The sequence below is a fragment of the Tenacibaculum sp. TB-56 genome (assembly GCF_059716275.2).
Genome location: NZ_CM201367.1, coordinates 1,458,780 through 1,474,704 on the forward strand (window position 1 = coordinate 1,458,780; position 15,925 = coordinate 1,474,704).

The window sequence follows — 15,925 nt, forward strand, 5'->3', positions numbered from 1 at the left end:
TTAAGTTAACTAACAACTATTCACTAAACACTAATAACTCAAAAGGCACCCCTTTATGAGAACAGTGCAAAGGTAAATATGAAATATGAATTAAGAGCGATAAATAGCGGGTTTTTCTAGGGTTATTTATAAATGAAAGGTAGGTTATTAAGGAAATAAAAAAACATTCTAAATCAATTTATAGATTTAACACACGCATTCCGTTGTAATTTTAATATTTTAGTGGTGAAAATATCAGATATTTATGAGTAAATCTTTTAAAACGAGCGTTAATAAAACGCATGATTTTGACTTTACTGAAGCGCAAATAGAGGCGTTAGATATAGTAGAAAAATCAAAAAATAACTACCACGTACTTGAAGGCAACCAATCGTATCAAGCTACCATACTCCAAACAAATTTCAACAAAAAAACATACACCATTCAAATCAACGGAAACACCTATGAGGTGAATATTTCTAACGAATTAGATATGTTGATTGATGAATTAGGTTTAGAAGTAGCTGCAGAGAAAAAAGAAAACGATATCAAGGCACCAATGCCGGGGTTAATTGTTTCTGTTGATGTTGAAATTGGTCAAGAAGTAAAAGAAGGTGATGGAATTTTGGTGTTAGAAGCCATGAAAATGGAAAATACCTTACAAGCACCAAGAGACGGAGTCGTAAAATCGGTAGCTATTCAGGCAGGTGATAAAGTAGAAAAGAATACGGTTTTAATAGAAATGGAATAAGATGAAAAAGATATTAGTAGCAAATAGAGGAGAGATTGCCTTACGTGTAATGCGTACGGCAAAAAAGATGGGAATTAAAACGGTAGCGGTTTATTCGGAAGCAGACAGAAATTCACCACACGTAACTTTTGCAGACGAAGCAGTATGTATTGGCCCTGCACCATCGAATCAATCCTATTTATTAGGCGATAAAATTATTGAAGTAGCGAAAGAGTTAGATGTAGATGGAATTCACCCAGGATACGGATTTTTAAGTGAAAATGCAGCCTTTGGAGAAGCCGTAGCAAAATCAGGAATTGTATTTATAGGTCCAAAAACTCATGCTATTGAAGTAATGGGAAGTAAATTGGCAGCAAAAGATGCAGTAAAAGCCTATGATATTCCGATGGTTCCAGGTATTGATGAAGCGGTAACCGATGTAGAATATGCTTCGAAAGTAGCGAATGAAATAGGATATCCGATTTTAATCAAAGCCTCAGCAGGAGGCGGAGGAAAAGGAATGCGTGTTGTTGAAAAAGAAGTCGATATTAAAGATCAAATGCAGCGTGCAATTTCAGAGGCAGAATCAGCTTTTGGAGATGGTTCTGTATTTATAGAAAAATATGTAGGGTCACCACGTCATATAGAAATCCAAGTGTTGGCAGACGCTCATGGAAACGTAGTACATTTATTTGAACGCGAATGTTCGGTACAACGTCGCCACCAAAAAGTAGTAGAAGAAGCACCATCGAGTGTGTTGACTCCAGAAATTAGAGAAGCCATGGGGGCTGCAGCTGTAAGAGTTGCGAAAGCCTGTGATTATTTAGGAGCTGGAACAGTGGAGTTCTTACTAGACGAAAACAAAAACTTCTACTTCCTAGAAATGAATACACGTTTACAAGTAGAGCATCCAGTTACGGAACTCATTACGGGAGTAGACTTAGTAGAGCAACAAATAAAAATAGCAAGAGGAGAGGAGCTATCATTCACCCAAGACGATTTACAAATTAACGGACATGCACTAGAGTTACGTGTATATGCAGAAGATCCGTTAGACAATTTTGCACCGAGTATTGGAGTGTTGGAAACCTACCAACATCCGAAAGGAGAAAATATTCGTGTAGATGATGGTTTTGAAGAAGGTATGGAAATTCCTATTTATTACGATCCGATGATTTCTAAATTGATTACCTACGGAAATACGCGTGAAGAAGCTATTGAGTTAATGAAACAAGCGATTAGTAATTATAAGGTAAAAGGAATAGAAACTACGTTGCCGTTCGGAAAGTTCGTATGTGAACACGAAGCTTTCACCTCAGGGAATTTCGATACTCATTTTGTAAAGAAGTATTACACACCAGAGTTGTTAGAAGCAGTATACGAAAAAGAAGCAAAGATTGCTGCACAAGTTGCCTTACAGCAGTATTTAAAAGAGCAACGTATTTTAAAAACTTGTTAATATATAATGTGCGTTAGGGATTAACTCAATAATTTGTATTTTACGTGTTTCGTTGAATGCAAAGCATTTGCAGCGGCATCCTTTTGTTGTCAGTTCGAGTTTGCGAAGCAAATATCGAGAACCAACAAAAGATATAGCGGAAAGCCCGACCCTTGTGGAACGCCAAAAAAAAGAATATAGATGAAATCTAAAATAGAAGCATTACAACATAAAATTACCGAAGCAAAGTTAGGAGGCGGACAACAACGCATCGACCGTCATCATCAAAAAGGAAAATTAACCGCTCGTGAGCGTATCGATTATTTCTTAGATGAAGGTTCTTTTGAAGAAGTAGGCATTTTAGTAACTCATAGAACGACCGATTTTGGAATGGAAAATCAGAAGTTTTATGGAGACGGAGTGGTAACAGGATACGGAACTGTAAACGGACGCTTGGTATATGTGTTTGCACAAGACTTTACGGTGTTTGGAGGGTCCTTATCGGAAACACATGCGGAAAAAATCTGTAAGATTATGGATTTAGCAGTAAAAGTAGGAGCACCATTAATCGGATTGAACGATTCTGGTGGAGCGCGTATTCAAGAAGGAGTGCGTTCGTTAGGGGGTTATGCCGATATTTTTTACAGAAATGTACAAGCATCGGGAGTAATTCCGCAAATCTCAGCAATTATGGGGCCTTGTGCGGGTGGAGCAGTATACTCACCAGCGATGACCGATTTTACCGTTATGGTAGAAAATTCAAGTTATATGTTTGTTACGGGACCTAACGTAGTAAAAACAGTAACCAATGAAGAAGTAACTTCGGAAGAGTTAGGAGGAGCGAGTACGCATGCAACTAAATCGGGAGTTACGCATTTAACGGCAGCGAACGATGTACAATGTTTGGAAGATATTAAAACATTGTTGAGCTATATGCCACAGAACAATCAAGAAACTACAGCAAAGTTACCATTTGAATTAGGCGATGAAATTAGAGAAGAATTAGCCAATATAGTTCCAGATAATGCCAACAAGCCGTACGATATGCGTGCAGTAATTGATGGTATTGCTGATGCTGATTCGTTTTTTGAAATCCATAAAGATTATGCTGATAATATCGTGGTTGGATTTGCGCGTTTAGGAGGAAGAAGTGTTGGGATTGTTGCCAACCAACCGATGAGTTTAGCCGGATGTTTGGATGTAAACAGTTCTAAAAAAGCAGCACGATTCACTCGTTTTTGCGATTGCTTTAATATTCCGTTATTAGTGTTGGTAGATGTACCAGGATTTTTACCTGGAACTGACCAAGAATGGAATGCTATTATTACCAACGGAGCAAAATTATTGTATGCGTTGAGTGAAGCTACCGTGCCAAGAGTAAGTGTAATTACCCGTAAAGCTTATGGTGGAGCGTATGACGTAATGAATTCAAAACACATTGGAGCCGATATGAATTTTGCATGGCCTAGTGCAGAAATTGCGGTAATGGGAGCAAAAGGAGCGAGTGAAATTATCTTTAAAAAGGAAATTGCCGAAGCTGACGATCACGAAGCGAAACTAGCGGAGAAAGAAGCGGAGTATGCTGATAAATTTGCGAATCCGTACCGTGCAGCAGAACGCGGATTTGTAGATGAGGTTATTTTGCCACAAGATACCCGTAGAAAACTAATCAAAGCTTTTGCCATGTTAGAAGGTAAAAAGGTAGAACGACCTAATAGAAAACACGGGAATATTCCGTTGTAAGAAAAGATTTAAGTAAAAAAGTTAAAGGTAATAGTGTTTTTAACTTTTTATGTTCTAAAACCGAAACTTTTTTCGGTTTTCTTTTTTTTCTGAGTGTTGTTTTTTTTCGTCTAAACGTTTGGTGATCGCTGCTTTTTTAGGTTTAGTAGCTTTACGTACTTTAGGTACTACTAAAGCTTGTTCTAAGAGGTTAAAAAAGCGTTCAGTTACCAATTCTTTATTGCGGTGTTGTGAGCGGCTTTCTTGAGAGCTTAGGGTTAAAACATTGTCTTTAGACAATCTGTTGTCTAGGTTTTTAAGCAACAATTCTTTTTCCTCTTCGGTGAGTCCTTCAGAACTTTCGATAGTAAACGTCAATTCTACTTTTGAGGAAACCTTGTTTACATGCTGTCCGCCCGCACCAGAGCTTCGTACGGCTTTAAAGTTGAGTTCTTTTAATAGTTGTTCTTTGTTCATGGTGTTTGTGAATGCATTAATTTCTAATGTCAGTTCGAGTGGTTTTTATCAAGTGATAATGAGAAGAAAATTTTATCGAGAACTATTCCAGCGTCTAAGTCCTAAATTCTCGATACAAATTATGCTCTTTTCAATCGCAAAATTCACTCGAATTGACTGTTTTCTTTAATGTATTTATTCATTAGTCAATTGGGTAATCGGGTGTTCCTAAATCTTGATGCATAAAATGCATGTCTACATCGGTAAGGGTATCCGAAAAAGAATACAAGTTTTCTTTTTTAGCGAGTAACGCATCAATAATTGCTACTGCTTTTTTTAAGCGGGTTTCTTTATCACCTTTTAATAACACATAAGGGCGATTGTATTTTTTTAACGCATTTTCAAAGGCTTTAAACATTTCCAAACGTTGCTCGGGTCTGTCGCGTAAATCATCGGCCTCCCAAGGAGTATCGATATAGGTTAAAAAATAAATATCGTAAGTGTTTGCAATGGCAGCCTCATCTAATTTCGGATCTACGAATCCGCCATAATACTCTTCAGAATATACTTTAGTTTCTAGCAAATCGGTGTCACAAACCAAGACTTTATCTGCTTTTCTAGCCAATTCGTTTTCCAAACCCATTTGTCCTTCAGCAATCGGAATTAAATCGCTTTGTTCACAGGTTTTACGTTCGTTATTCCATTTGTCTTGTAAATATTCCCGAGCAAATTCGGGAGCCCAAACCGTATTGTAATGGCGTGCTAACTGACCAGAAAGTGTGGTTTTTCCCGTACTTTCAGGTCCAAATAAAACTACTTTTACAAGGTTGATAGGTTGTTGTTTAAGTGCTTTTTCCATGCTAAATATCCTGCAATTGCTATAAAAGTAAAAATTAAATATTGAATACTGGTAAAGGTAAATCCTTTATAAAAGTACAAAGGAACGGAAATGATATCTCCGATAATCCAATAAATCCAGTTCTCTATTTTTCGTTTTGCCATGAGCCACATTCCCACAAAGAAAATAGCTGTGGTAACGGTATCAACATAGGCAGTCCAGTTAGTCCATTTGTCGAAACTTGTGTACACAACATACACAAAAAGTAGGGTTGCTAAAAAAATAGCGATGCTTATTTTTTTCTCTTTTGGTGTGGTTCTAGAAATTGGTGTAACGTGAGAGGCATCTACTTTACGCGTCCAGATATACCAACCGTATACACTCATGCTAAAATAGTAGCCGTTAATCATCATATCGCCTAATAGTTCCCATTTTAACAAGAGGTACACAAAAATAGCAGTGCTTATCATTCCCGTAGGGAACACCCAAATTTTATTCTGTTTAGAATACCAAACCGATAAAAAACCAAAAATTACGGCAATAATTTCTAGCCAAACATCTATGGGATTATAGTCGGCATATTGACCAAAAAGGAAATCAAAAAGTTGGTTCATAATCGCTACGATCCGTTTTTACGATTTTCATAAATAGCAATCCATTATCTATCAATTCAAACGTGTTTTTTAACTCAGAAGTAATCAAATTCATTACGATGTCATAGTCACCATATACTTGGGTACTTAATGGATTTTCCAATATAGTTAAACCAGAAGCACGTAACTTTTTAATGAAGTTGATAATAGGTTCTTCAAATTCGTTTTGAAGTGGACTTAGGGTAAGTTCTACAGAGATTTTCATTGTTCTTTTTTATTGAAAAGAAACAAAGTTACAAAGTTTCAAAATTGTTTAAGGTGTTTTAATAGAATAGTTCCTTAGTATGCATATACACAAGTAAACCCTTCCATTTCTAAGAAGCGAATATCGTAGTCAGAAGTTTCACCTTCGTACAAAATTTTACCTGTAGTTTCATTGGTGTCAAAAGAGAAATCTTCAATATAAATGTTTTCTAAGAAGCGGAGTTTTTTCTTTCCGTAGATTTTATACAAACTTTCTTTGGCGCCCCAAACAATGGTGAGTTTGCTTACCAAAGCATCGTGGTTGGCAATCGATTTGTATTCTTCAATAGGAGTAAACTTATGGGCAATTTTTACAATCTTGTCTCGCTGCATTTCAATATCAATACCAACAGGTTGTTCTGTAGAAATAATAATGGCCGAAAAGATGAATGAATGCGTAATCGAAATAAAATTTCCATCTTTTAAATGTGGTTTTCCATACTCATCATACACCAAATCATTATCAGTATAACCAATTTCTTTTAGTAAATGGCGCACACTTAAAAAACCTCTTTGATGCAAATCGGATTTCATACCATTTACTCGTTGCTGATTTTCATCTGTAAGAAATACCCCTTTTGAAAGTTCTTCAAAAGGTTCATCTATCTTCCAAATCAACGCTTTAGCGTGGTTGTTTACCGTTAATGTTTTGTAAAGAGGCATATTTTAGAAAGTTATTTCGTAATTTTGCGACTCAAATTTAAGATATATAAATATACAAAAATATGAGCACAAAAACCGTTACATATGTTCCTTACAAAGTTAAAGATATTTCTTTAGCCGATTGGGGAAGAAAAGAGATTGAATTGGCAGAGGCAGAAATGCCTGGGTTAATGAGTTTACGTGAAGAATACAAAGAGGAGCAACCTTTAAAAGGTGCAAGAATTGCAGGATGTTTACACATGACGATTCAAACTGCGGTTTTAATTGAAACATTACAAGCTTTAGGAGCTGAGGTTACTTGGAGTTCTTGTAATATTTTCTCTACGCAAGATCAAGCTGCTGCTGCTATTGCTGCTGCTGGAACACCAGTTTATGCTTGGAAAGGAATGAATGAAGAAGAGTTTGATTGGTGTATTGAACAAACATTATTCTTTGGTGAAGATCGTAAACCATTAAACATGATTTTAGATGATGGTGGAGATTTAACAAACATGGTATTAGATAAATATCCTGAGTTAGCTCCTGGAATTAAAGGTTTATCAGAAGAAACGACTACTGGTGTTCACCGTTTATACGAACGTGTTAAAAACGGAACATTACCAATGCCAGCAATTAACGTAAATGATTCGGTTACAAAATCGAAATTTGACAATAAGTACGGATGTAAAGAATCTGCAGTAGATGCAATTCGTCGTGCAACTGATGTAATGTTAGCTGGTAAAAGAGTAGTGGTTTGTGGTTATGGTGATGTAGGTAAAGGTACTGCAGCATCTTTCCGCGGAGCGGGTTCTATTGTAACTGTTACAGAAATTGATCCTATTTGTGCATTACAAGCTGCTATGGACGGTTTTGAAGTAAAGAAGCTAGAAACTGTTGTAGGTAATGCTGATATCGTAATTACTACTACTGGTAACAAAGATATCGTTCGTTCAGAGCATTTTGAAGCAATGAAAGATAAGACTATCGTTTGTAACATCGGTCACTTTGACAATGAAATTCAAATGACTTGGTTAAATGAAACTTACGGAGATACTAAGGTTGAAATTAAACCACAAGTTGATAAATATACTATCAAAGGAAACGATATTATTGTATTAGCGGAAGGACGTTTAGTTAACTTAGGATGTGCTACTGGTCACCCAAGTTTTGTAATGTCTAACTCATTTACCAACCAAACACTAGCGCAAATCGAATTATGGAATCATGCTGATAAGTATGAAAATGATGTGTATATGTTACCAAAACACTTAGATGAAAAAGTAGCAAAATTACACTTAGCGAAGATTGGTGTGGAGTTAACTGAGTTACGTGAAGACCAAGCGAAATATATTGGTGTAACTGTAGAAGGTCCATACAAGCCAGAACACTATAGATACTAGATTATAGATTTGAGATTTTAGAATCAAGAATCAAGACACAAAAAATCCCGCAACATTGTTGCGGGATTTTTTTATGCTTTTTATAAACGTTTTGTTTTATTCAGTAGGAATACGCTCATCAATCATTTTTAATGGCATATCTTCCATTAAATCGATTAAGTCTAAAATATCTCTTACTTTTTCTTCTTCTTCAGCTTGTTCTGTAACAAACCATTGTAAAAAGATTTCAGAAGTAAAATCACCTACTTTTCTTGCGGTTTTAAATACGTTATGAATAGCTTTAGTTACTTCTATTTCTGCATCTAAAGAAGCCTCAAAAATAGCTCGTAAGCTTTCAAATTCATGAGCTACTTCTGTTACAGTAGGAGAGATGGCACTACCACCATTATCGTTTACAAATTTAAAAATCTTCATCATGTGAGCTCTTTCTTCTTCAGCTTGCTTATAAAAATAAGTAGCACTATTTCTAAGCTCTCTTTGGTCGCACCAAGATGCCATAGCTAAGTACTTAGAAGAAGCATATTGCTCCATCATGATTTGGTGGTTTAGCAAATCAACTACTTCCACATCTAAAATCATGTCTCTTCTTATTGCTGTTTCCATAATATTTTGTTTAGTTTTAATACTATAAAGATACAGATTATAAGATGTTAAAAAGAATGAAGGCTCTAATTTAAAGCTAGTCTTAGTAAAGGGTTTTCTGGTTGAAAACAGCTAATAGCAGCTCTCTTAGCTCGATAAGTTGAGGTACTTCTAAGAATAAAACATGTTTGTTGTCTGCAGCGAAAAGGAGTATGAAATTATCGCCGTTAATAATGTTTTCTAATGATTCGTAAGAAGCGTATTCTAGTACTTTTTTTCTGAAAGCTAATAGCTGACAAAAAGTAAAGTCTATTACTTTATAGCCTAAATCTAGTTGGTAACAATTTCTGCCACCACAAGATATTTTAAACGGTACATCTTCTACGAAAAAATTCATTCGGCAAATATAATTATTTTTAATGAATCTAAAGAAGAATAATAAAACAATAAAAAAGCCTGCAAATTTGCAGGCTTTTTAAGTTATAAACGTCTTTTAAGACTAGATGCTTAATGATTCGAATAACTCAACTAACTTAGGGTTAGAAGGTCTTGGAGCGTTAGCATCTACAATGTTTCCTTGAGGATCTAATAAGATAAATCTTGGAATTCCAGAAACTCTATAAGCATCCATGAAAGACTTATCTTCTTTAGCGTATAATTGAACACCTGTTAATTCTTTGTCAACAATCATTTGTTTCCAAGTTTCATAATCTTTTTGTCTATCAACAGAAATACTTACAAATGCGATATTTTTATCGTGATATTTTTCTTCAACTTGCTTTAAGAAAGGAATTTCGTTTTTACAAGGCTGACACCAAGTAGCCCATAAATCGATATAAACGTATTTTCCTTTTAAATCATCTAAAGAAGTAGTACCTCCAGCATTGTTTTCGTAATCTACAAATTTAGGAGATTCCATTCCTTTAGCTAAGTTTTTAGCTAAGTATTGTTTATCGTTATATACTTTAGTTAAGTATTTTTCTAAACCAGTAATACTTTGTTTTTGGTTTGCAGCAAATGTAGAATCTAAAGCAGCTTCATCAACTCTTTTGTTAAATCCATCAACAAATTCAGAAACTTTAGCTCTAAAGTCTAATTCTGGTAAATCCATTAACTCTTTATCTCCAAATAATTTTTCTTGCTCCATAGAAGATTTAGCGATGAAAGCACTTTCTTTAGAGCCTTCTCCTGTAAAAGTGATAGTTTCATCAAACTCATTCGCATCAAGAGTCATGTTAATATCAGCTCCGTTTTTTAAGTATAAAGTAGCGTATTCTTTCCCATCAAAAAGTCTGTAAAAGCCATCTTTTACATTCATAGTATCTTTAAACATACCATTTTCATCAACTTTTATTACTCTGTTGAATTTAAATTGAGGGTTAGATATTACAACAGAATCTGAATTTTTATTTGTTATTTTTCCAGAAAAAGTAACATAATCTTTTGATTCTTTGCTACATGCAACGATAGATAGCGCTAAAAGCGATGAATAGATAAATTTTTTCATTTATAAAAATTTTTTATAGTAGTCTGTAAATTTATAAATATTATTCAAAGAACAAGTGTTAAAAAACTATTAATCGTTTACACAATGTTCTTTTTTACCAGTATTAACGAGGTTTTTTTGAGTAAAGCATTGCTAATTGCCTGTTGCCTTACAATATATTTCTTTTTTCTTAGGTTAATTTAACCAACCTTCTCTGTCTAAACTACGATACTGAATAGCTTCAGTAATATGTTCTGATTGAATATCTTTTGAATTTGCCAAATCGGCAATGGTACGAGATACTTTTAAAATTCGGTCATAGGCTCGAGCAGAAAGATTTAATTTTTCCATCGCTATTTTTAAAAGATGTTTACTTTCTTCAGAAATTTTACAGAATTTACGTATTTGCTTTACACTCATTTGAGCATTGTAATGAATGTTCTCAAAATCTTTAAATCGTTCTGTTTGTAGCTCTCTAGCTTTGGTAACACGTTTTCTAATATCTACGCTACTTTCTCCTTTGCGTTCTTCAGAGAGTTTTTCAAAAGGAACAGGAGTTACTTCAATATGAATATCGATTCTGTCTAATAGCGGACCCGATATTTTGCTTAAATAACGTTGCATTTCAGCAGGAGAGGAGGTAATAGGAGCGTCTGAGTTATTAAAATATCCTGACGGACTAGGATTCATACTTGCGACTAACATAAAACTACTAGGGTAATTCACAGTAAAACGAGCCCTTGAAATAGTAACTTCTCTATCTTCTAAAGGTTGACGCATGACTTCTAATACTGTTCGTTTAAACTCAGGAAGCTCATCTAAAAATAATACACCGTTGTGGGCTAATGAAATTTCACCCGGTTGCGGATATTGTCCGCCACCAACTAATGCAACGTCCGAAATTGTATGATGAGGGCTACGAAAGGGGCGTTGATACATTAAGCCAGTATTCTTTACTTTTCCAACAACGGAATGTATTTTAGTGGTTTCTAAGGCTTCATGTAAGGTCATTGGAGGTAAAATTGATGGAAGCCGTTTGGCTAACATTGTTTTTCCTGCACCTGGAGGGCCAATTAATATAATGTTATGTCCGCCAGCAGCAGCAATTTCCATACAGCGTTTAATAGATTCTTGACCTTTAACATCTGAAAAATCAAATTCAGGAAAATCCATGTGTTTATAAAACTCAGCGCGGGTGTCAACGGTTGTAGGTTCAATTAGTTTACTACCATCAAAATGATTGATAACTTCCATAATATTATCAGCTCCCAAAACATTTAAGTCATTAACAATGGCTGCTTCTTTTGCATTTTCTTTAGGAAGGATTAAGTGTTTAAATCCTTCTTCACGGGCTTTAATAGCAATGGGCAATGCACCCTTTATGGGGTGTAAACTTCCATCTAAAGAAAGTTCTCCCATAATTATATAATCTTCTATGTTTTGAGATTGTATTTGATTAGAGGCTGCTAAAATCCCAACAGCTAAGGTTAAATCATAAGCAGCACCTTCTTTTCGAATATCGGCAGGAGCCATATTTATTATGATTTTCTTACCAGGAAGTTTATAGTTGTTATTGGCTAAAGCAGCTGAAATTCTGTACGAACTTTCACTTACGGCTTTATCGGGTAATCCTACCAAATGATAACCTATTCCTTTATCAATATTTACTTCAACAGTAATTGTAGTAGCTTCTATACCAAAAACAGCGCTTCCATAAACTTTTACTAGCATATTTTTCCTCTTTCTGTTAAAGATATAAAAAATATGTTAAGCTATTACGTTTGATTTAGTTATGCTTGTTCTTCGTCTTTTTTCAATGAAGGAAAAACAAACCTGTATAACTTTCGCATGCTTAAGAATATAAAAACAACAAAAACGATAGCGAGTATAGGCAAGAAGATAGAAAAAGCAGACATTACCACCGAGGTGCCTGTTTCTACTGTTGAAATTATAGGATTTGCAACGCCAGCTGTTGTAGCTGTTGAAGTTAAACGAGCAGAAGCTGTAGTTCCTTTTATTGCCGTTGCTGTTCCTCCACCAGCAATAATTGCCAGTGCCCAAGTAATTACGGGAGATAAATCGGCAACAGTTGAAACCATTACAGCTGTACCCGCAATGGCAGCTAACGGAATGGCTATAGTATCGAGTACGTTGTCAAACCAAGGAATGTAATAAGCAAATATTTCCAATAAAGTTGCGACTCCTAATGCGATAATAGCAGGAGAACTTGCAACCCACATCCAGTTCTCGTTTAAAGGGATAGCTTGGTAATAACCAGCTAAACTTAAAGCAAACAAAGGCAGGAAAACTCGAAATCCGACCGAAGCGGCAAGCCCGATCCCTAAAAAGATACTGATGATTGTTTCTGGACTCATCTTTTTTTTAATGTAAGATATAAAAAAAGCCCCTTTTAAAAAAGAGGCTTTTAAAATATTATGATAATACTATTATTAGTTGTTGTTGAAACGGTCTAAACCAGTTTTTAACCAATTGTAATATGTTGTGTGGTCTGTATACTGTTGAGGTGAGTTTAATACTTCTAACTCAGGACTCATTAATACATAGAATGGTTGAGAAGCAGTTTTAAAGTTTGCTGCTTGTAAGGTAGCCCACTTATCACCATAGGTTCTAATTCTTTTTACTTTACCGTTAGATTTGATAAAATCGAATTGCTCTTCTTCTGGTAACATTCTTTGGTGATCATCTACGTATAAAGAAATTAATACATAATCATCATTGATTAAAGAATAGATGTTTGGTTGACTCCAAATATTTTCTTCCATTTTACGACAGTTAACACAAGCCCATCCTGTAAAATCTAATAATACTGGTTTATTTACAGATTTAGCGTAAGCAATACCTTCGTCAAAATCTTTAAAACAGTTTAAGTTAAGAGGACAGTGGTTGTCTTTTTCATAAATACTATGGAATTTAGGAGGAGCAAATCCACTTAATAATTCATTTTGATTCCAAGCTGGTTTTTCCATAACTCCAGGAGCTAAGTAGACAGATAAAGCTAATGCACCTATACCTACTAAGACTCTGAAAAGGGTCATTTTTCCATACTTTTTCCCAATAAATCCGAATAAGTAAAGAGCTAATAAGAATGCAATTAAAGCCCAAATTCCGATAAAAATTTCTCTTTTTAATAATCCCCAGTGACCAACTAAGTCTGCATTTGATAAGAATTTGAAAGCGAAAGCTAATTCAATAAACCCTAAAACAACTTTAACTGTATTTAACCATCCACCAGACTTTGGTAAAGTATTTAACCAGTCAGGGAACGTTGCAAATAAAGCAAAAGGTAATGCTAAAGCTAAACCAAATCCTACCATACCTACAGATAATTGTGTAGCACCACCACTTAACGATCCTGCTAATAAAGAACCTAAAATTGGTCCAGTACAAGAGAACGATACAATTGCTAATGTTAACGCCATGAAGAATATTCCAATAAATCCTCCAATGTTAGAAGCACTATCTGCCTTATTACTCCAAGAGCTTGGTAATGTTAATTCGTAGAATCCGAAGAAAGAACCTGCAAAGAATATTAGAACAACAAAGAAGAATAAGTTTAACCAAATATTGGTAGAGATGTTATTTAAAATCTCTGGATCTAAAGTGTCTAAGAAATGGAAAGGAAGACTTATTAATCCGTAGATTAATACGATAAAGAATCCGTATAAAATTGCACTACCAATACCTTTACCTCTTTTCTCTGTACGTTTTGTAAAGAAAGATACGGTTAAAGGAACCATTGGGAATACACATGGAGTTAAAAACGCCAATAATCCACCAACAAAACCTAATAAGAAAATATTTAATAAACTGTTGTCTCCACCTTCTTCACCATCAGCACTAGCTTCTGTAGAACTTTTTAATAAAACAGTATTTTTTAAATCTAAATTTAATGATTGCGATAATTCTTTACTTTTATCATCTACCTCAGCAACGGTTTGTTCTACCTCTTCTCCTGTTAAAGAGAATGTGAAGTCTTCATCAAAAGGTAAACAGTATTCTTTACAAACTTGAGCATCAAGATTTAAAGTTACCTTTGTTAATGTAGGGTCAGAAACAGTAATTCGTTGTACTAATTTACCTTCTTCAACGAAAAAGATCTCGTCTTTTCCCCAGATTTCACTAAACTGTGTTTCAGTTTCACTTTCTTTAGCTTTACCGTTTAGGGTGTATCCAGTTTGTCCTTCTGCAGGAGAAATTGTCATAGGTAAAGAAGCATCTTCTGGGTTATACTGAGAGTATAAGTGCCAGTCTTCAGCTATTAATACGTCAAAAATAAGGTCGTACTCGGTGTCAGAGATTTTCTCTACCTTAGGAGTAACAACTACGGGGTTATCATCAGATTGAGAATAAACCGCTAAACCTATGAATAATAAAAATAGAGTAAAGAATTTTTTCATTCTATGTAGTTTGATGGGGTTAATTAAATACTAATTTGTAATAGTTTGGTCGTTTTTTCTGTTGGTAAAAAGCGTCTGTCTTGTCGTTTTCCTATAATCCAAATAATCTCATTTTTACTAGAACAGAGGAGCCAAATTTTATTTTTATTTATAATTGATATTTTCTCGTCTTTAAAATACTTACTTATTTTTTTCTTTCCTAGCATTCCTGTAGGATAAAAAAAATCGCCGGAATTCCACCGTCTAAGTTTTAGGGGGTAACTAAGGAGTTCATTATCAACATAAATACTTTTTTGATTAGTATCTGTTTTTTCTTGAACCCTTTTCAGTAGCAGCTTAATTGGAGCTGTAATTTCTTTGTTTTCCTCCCTAATAGTGTAAACCTCCTCTTTAACAGAAGATTTTTCACTAGTGCGTAAAAGTAATAAAAAATCTCTGTCTTTCAACAAAGTATAATTTTTTGTTAAAATTTGCTTTCCAGATTGCGCATAAATAAGGTTGTGAACATCGTTCCATTCCCTGAATTCATAAGGCTTTAGTAGCTGATAGAGGTAAGCTTTAGGGTTGGATAACTTTAACAGTTTTTCAATGTTGATTTTTAACAAATCACCCTCTTTTGAAATGATTTCGTAGGTAATGTCCTCTATTTTATCATCAATAATTTGTTGAGATTCTTTTAAATGATCAATTGTTTTGTTGAAGTTTTTTAAAACACTAGCATTCAGTTCTTTTAATATAGGTGTAACTTGATGCCGTATTTTATTTCGAAGATATTTGGTTTCCGAATTACTTTCATCCTCACGCCATTCAATATTATTTTGTTTAGCGTAGTTTAAAATTTTTTCGCGAGAAAAAACAAGCAACGGACGAACAATGTTTCCATTAATAGGAGGGATGCCTGTTAGTCCTTCTAACCCTGTGCCTCTAGTAAGGTTGATTAAAAAAGTTTCTAAATTATCATCAGCATGATGAGCTGTAAGTAAATGTTCGAAAGAATATTCTTTACTTAATTTATCAAACCAATTATAGCGGAGTTCTCTCGCAGCTAATTGTGTTGATAGTTTATTACTGTCAGCATATTCATTCGTGTTAAAACGGGTTACATAGGTGTTAATCCCTAGTTTTTTTCCTAAGTTTTTAACAAATTCTTCATCTTTATCACTTTCTTTTCCTCTTAGTTGAAAGTTGAAATGTGCTAAGGAAATGTCAAAGTTAAGTTGATGTAATAAATGTGTTAGTACTACGCTGTCAACTCCACCAGAAATAGCAATGAGCAGTTTTTTACTTTTTAAAAAAGGAAAATGTTCGTCAATATGTTTAGCTAATTCTTGGAGCATA

General features: G+C 34.6%; 16 protein-coding genes. 4 read left to right on the plus strand and 12 right to left on the minus strand.

The genetic code is table 11. The annotated features are described in order from the left end of the window. Positions 1–244 precede the first annotated feature (244 nt). From AC3VI6_RS07065 to AC3VI6_RS07075, 3 genes are all read left to right on the plus strand, one after another. Entirely contained in the window at positions 245–730 is a 486-nt protein-coding gene (locus tag AC3VI6_RS07065; protein WP_159610899.1) for an acyl-CoA carboxylase biotin carboxyl carrier protein subunit, read from the plus strand. Position 731: 1 nt separating this feature from the next. After that, complete coding sequence (accC, locus tag AC3VI6_RS07070) at positions 732–2,168, plus strand: acetyl-CoA carboxylase biotin carboxylase subunit (protein ID WP_497705669.1); 1,437 nt, start codon at positions 732–734, stop codon at positions 2,166–2,168. A 180-nt stretch (positions 2,169–2,348) separates the two neighbouring features. Next, a complete protein-coding gene (locus AC3VI6_RS07075; RefSeq protein WP_497705670.1) occupies positions 2,349–3,890 on the plus strand; it encodes an acyl-CoA carboxylase subunit beta in 1,542 nt (513 codons plus the stop codon). Positions 3,891–3,944: 54 nt separating this feature from the next. On the opposite strand, the gene arfB is transcribed toward AC3VI6_RS07075, so the two are convergent. From arfB to AC3VI6_RS07100, 5 genes are all read right to left on the minus strand, one after another. Continuing rightward, complete coding sequence (arfB, locus tag AC3VI6_RS07080; RefSeq protein WP_274633433.1) at positions 3,945–4,346, minus strand: alternative ribosome rescue aminoacyl-tRNA hydrolase ArfB; 402 nt, start codon at positions 4,344–4,346, stop codon at positions 3,945–3,947. Positions 4,347–4,527: 181 nt separating this feature from the next. Continuing rightward, on the minus strand, positions 4,528–5,184 hold the full coding sequence (locus tag AC3VI6_RS07085) for an ATP/GTP-binding protein (RefSeq protein ID WP_497705671.1): 657 nt from the start codon (positions 5,182–5,184) through the stop codon (positions 4,528–4,530). Continuing rightward, positions 5,145–5,777, minus strand: coding sequence for a nicotinamide riboside transporter PnuC (pnuC, locus tag AC3VI6_RS07090; RefSeq protein ID WP_298996757.1), 633 nt, complete (start codon positions 5,775–5,777; stop codon positions 5,145–5,147). Before pnuC ends, AC3VI6_RS07085 begins: the two co-directional genes overlap by 40 nt. Continuing rightward, on the minus strand, positions 5,761–6,021 hold the full coding sequence (locus AC3VI6_RS07095) for a hypothetical protein (RefSeq protein ID WP_497705672.1): 261 nt from the start codon (positions 6,019–6,021) through the stop codon (positions 5,761–5,763). Before AC3VI6_RS07095 ends, pnuC begins: the two co-directional genes overlap by 17 nt. Positions 6,022–6,095: 74 nt before the next feature. Then, positions 6,096–6,722: a 4'-phosphopantetheinyl transferase family protein gene (locus tag AC3VI6_RS07100; RefSeq protein WP_497705673.1), complete on the minus strand. Its 627-nt coding sequence runs from the start codon at positions 6,720–6,722 to the stop codon at positions 6,096–6,098. A gap of 62 nt (positions 6,723–6,784) precedes the next feature. On the opposite strand from AC3VI6_RS07100, the gene ahcY reads away from it, so the two are divergent. Continuing rightward, the gene (gene ahcY / locus AC3VI6_RS07105) at positions 6,785–8,101 is read left to right on the plus strand and encodes an adenosylhomocysteinase (RefSeq protein ID WP_497705674.1); all 1,317 of its coding nucleotides are present in this window, start codon (positions 6,785–6,787) and stop codon (positions 8,099–8,101) included. A gap of 96 nt (positions 8,102–8,197) precedes the next feature. On the opposite strand, the gene AC3VI6_RS07110 is transcribed toward ahcY, so the two are convergent. From AC3VI6_RS07110 to tilS, 7 genes are all read right to left on the minus strand, one after another. Then, positions 8,198–8,704, minus strand: coding sequence for a ferritin (locus tag AC3VI6_RS07110; protein WP_497705675.1), 507 nt, complete (start codon positions 8,702–8,704; stop codon positions 8,198–8,200). 82 nt (positions 8,705–8,786) lie between these two features. After that, the gene (locus AC3VI6_RS07115) at positions 8,787–9,080 is read right to left on the minus strand and encodes a hypothetical protein (protein WP_497705676.1); all 294 of its coding nucleotides are present in this window, start codon (positions 9,078–9,080) and stop codon (positions 8,787–8,789) included. Positions 9,081–9,182: 102 nt separating this feature from the next. Then, a complete protein-coding gene (locus AC3VI6_RS07120) occupies positions 9,183–10,190 on the minus strand; it encodes a TlpA family protein disulfide reductase (RefSeq protein WP_497705677.1) in 1,008 nt (335 codons plus the stop codon). A 174-nt stretch (positions 10,191–10,364) separates the two neighbouring features. Further along, entirely contained in the window at positions 10,365–11,900 is a 1,536-nt protein-coding gene (locus AC3VI6_RS07125) for a YifB family Mg chelatase-like AAA ATPase (protein WP_497705678.1), read from the minus strand. Positions 11,901–11,959: 59 nt separating this feature from the next. Next, positions 11,960–12,544, minus strand: a complete 585-nt coding sequence (locus tag AC3VI6_RS07130) for a DUF4126 domain-containing protein (protein ID WP_298996722.1) — start codon at positions 12,542–12,544, stop codon at positions 11,960–11,962. A gap of 75 nt (positions 12,545–12,619) precedes the next feature. Continuing rightward, complete coding sequence (locus AC3VI6_RS07135; protein ID WP_497705679.1) at positions 12,620–14,587, minus strand: protein-disulfide reductase DsbD family protein; 1,968 nt, start codon at positions 14,585–14,587, stop codon at positions 12,620–12,622. A gap of 23 nt (positions 14,588–14,610) precedes the next feature. After that, positions 14,611–15,924 (minus strand): tRNA lysidine(34) synthetase TilS, encoded by a 1,314-nt coding sequence (gene tilS / locus AC3VI6_RS07140; RefSeq protein WP_497705680.1) that lies wholly within the window; start codon positions 15,922–15,924, stop codon positions 14,611–14,613. Position 15,925: the final 1 nt, after the last annotated feature.

Bases quoted from the DNA above. Each gene is read 5' to 3' on its own strand.
- AC3VI6_RS07130 (WP_298996722.1), bottom strand. From the start codon at position 12,544: ATGAGTCCAGAAACAATCATCAGTATCTTTTTAGGGATCGGGCTTGCC.
- AC3VI6_RS07110 (WP_497705675.1), bottom strand. From the start codon at position 8,704: ATGGAAACAGCAATAAGAAGAGACATGATTTTAGATGTGGAAGTAGTT.
- AC3VI6_RS07095 (WP_497705672.1), bottom strand. From the start codon at position 6,021: ATGAAAATCTCTGTAGAACTTACCCTAAGTCCACTTCAAAACGAATTT.
- AC3VI6_RS07075 (WP_497705670.1), top strand. From the start codon at position 2,349: ATGAAATCTAAAATAGAAGCATTACAACATAAAATTACCGAAGCAAAG.
- accC (WP_497705669.1), top strand. From the start codon at position 732: ATGAAAAAGATATTAGTAGCAAATAGAGGAGAGATTGCCTTACGTGTA.
- AC3VI6_RS07100 (WP_497705673.1), bottom strand. From the start codon at position 6,722: ATGCCTCTTTACAAAACATTAACGGTAAACAACCACGCTAAAGCGTTG.
- AC3VI6_RS07115 (WP_497705676.1), bottom strand. From the start codon at position 9,080: ATGAATTTTTTCGTAGAAGATGTACCGTTTAAAATATCTTGTGGTGGC.
- AC3VI6_RS07135 (WP_497705679.1), bottom strand. From the start codon at position 14,587: ATGAAAAAATTCTTTACTCTATTTTTATTATTCATAGGTTTAGCGGTT.
- AC3VI6_RS07065 (WP_159610899.1), top strand. From the start codon at position 245: ATGAGTAAATCTTTTAAAACGAGCGTTAATAAAACGCATGATTTTGAC.
- AC3VI6_RS07085 (WP_497705671.1), bottom strand. From the start codon at position 5,184: ATGGAAAAAGCACTTAAACAACAACCTATCAACCTTGTAAAAGTAGTT.
- AC3VI6_RS07120 (WP_497705677.1), bottom strand. From the start codon at position 10,190: ATGAAAAAATTTATCTATTCATCGCTTTTAGCGCTATCTATCGTTGCA.
- pnuC (WP_298996757.1), bottom strand. From the start codon at position 5,777: ATGAACCAACTTTTTGATTTCCTTTTTGGTCAATATGCCGACTATAAT.
- arfB (WP_274633433.1), bottom strand. From the start codon at position 4,346: ATGAACAAAGAACAACTATTAAAAGAACTCAACTTTAAAGCCGTACGA.
- ahcY (WP_497705674.1), top strand. From the start codon at position 6,785: ATGAGCACAAAAACCGTTACATATGTTCCTTACAAAGTTAAAGATATT.
- AC3VI6_RS07125 (WP_497705678.1), bottom strand. From the start codon at position 11,900: ATGCTAGTAAAAGTTTATGGAAGCGCTGTTTTTGGTATAGAAGCTACT.
- tilS (WP_497705680.1), bottom strand. From the start codon at position 15,924: ATGCTCCAAGAATTAGCTAAACATATTGACGAACATTTTCCTTTTTTA.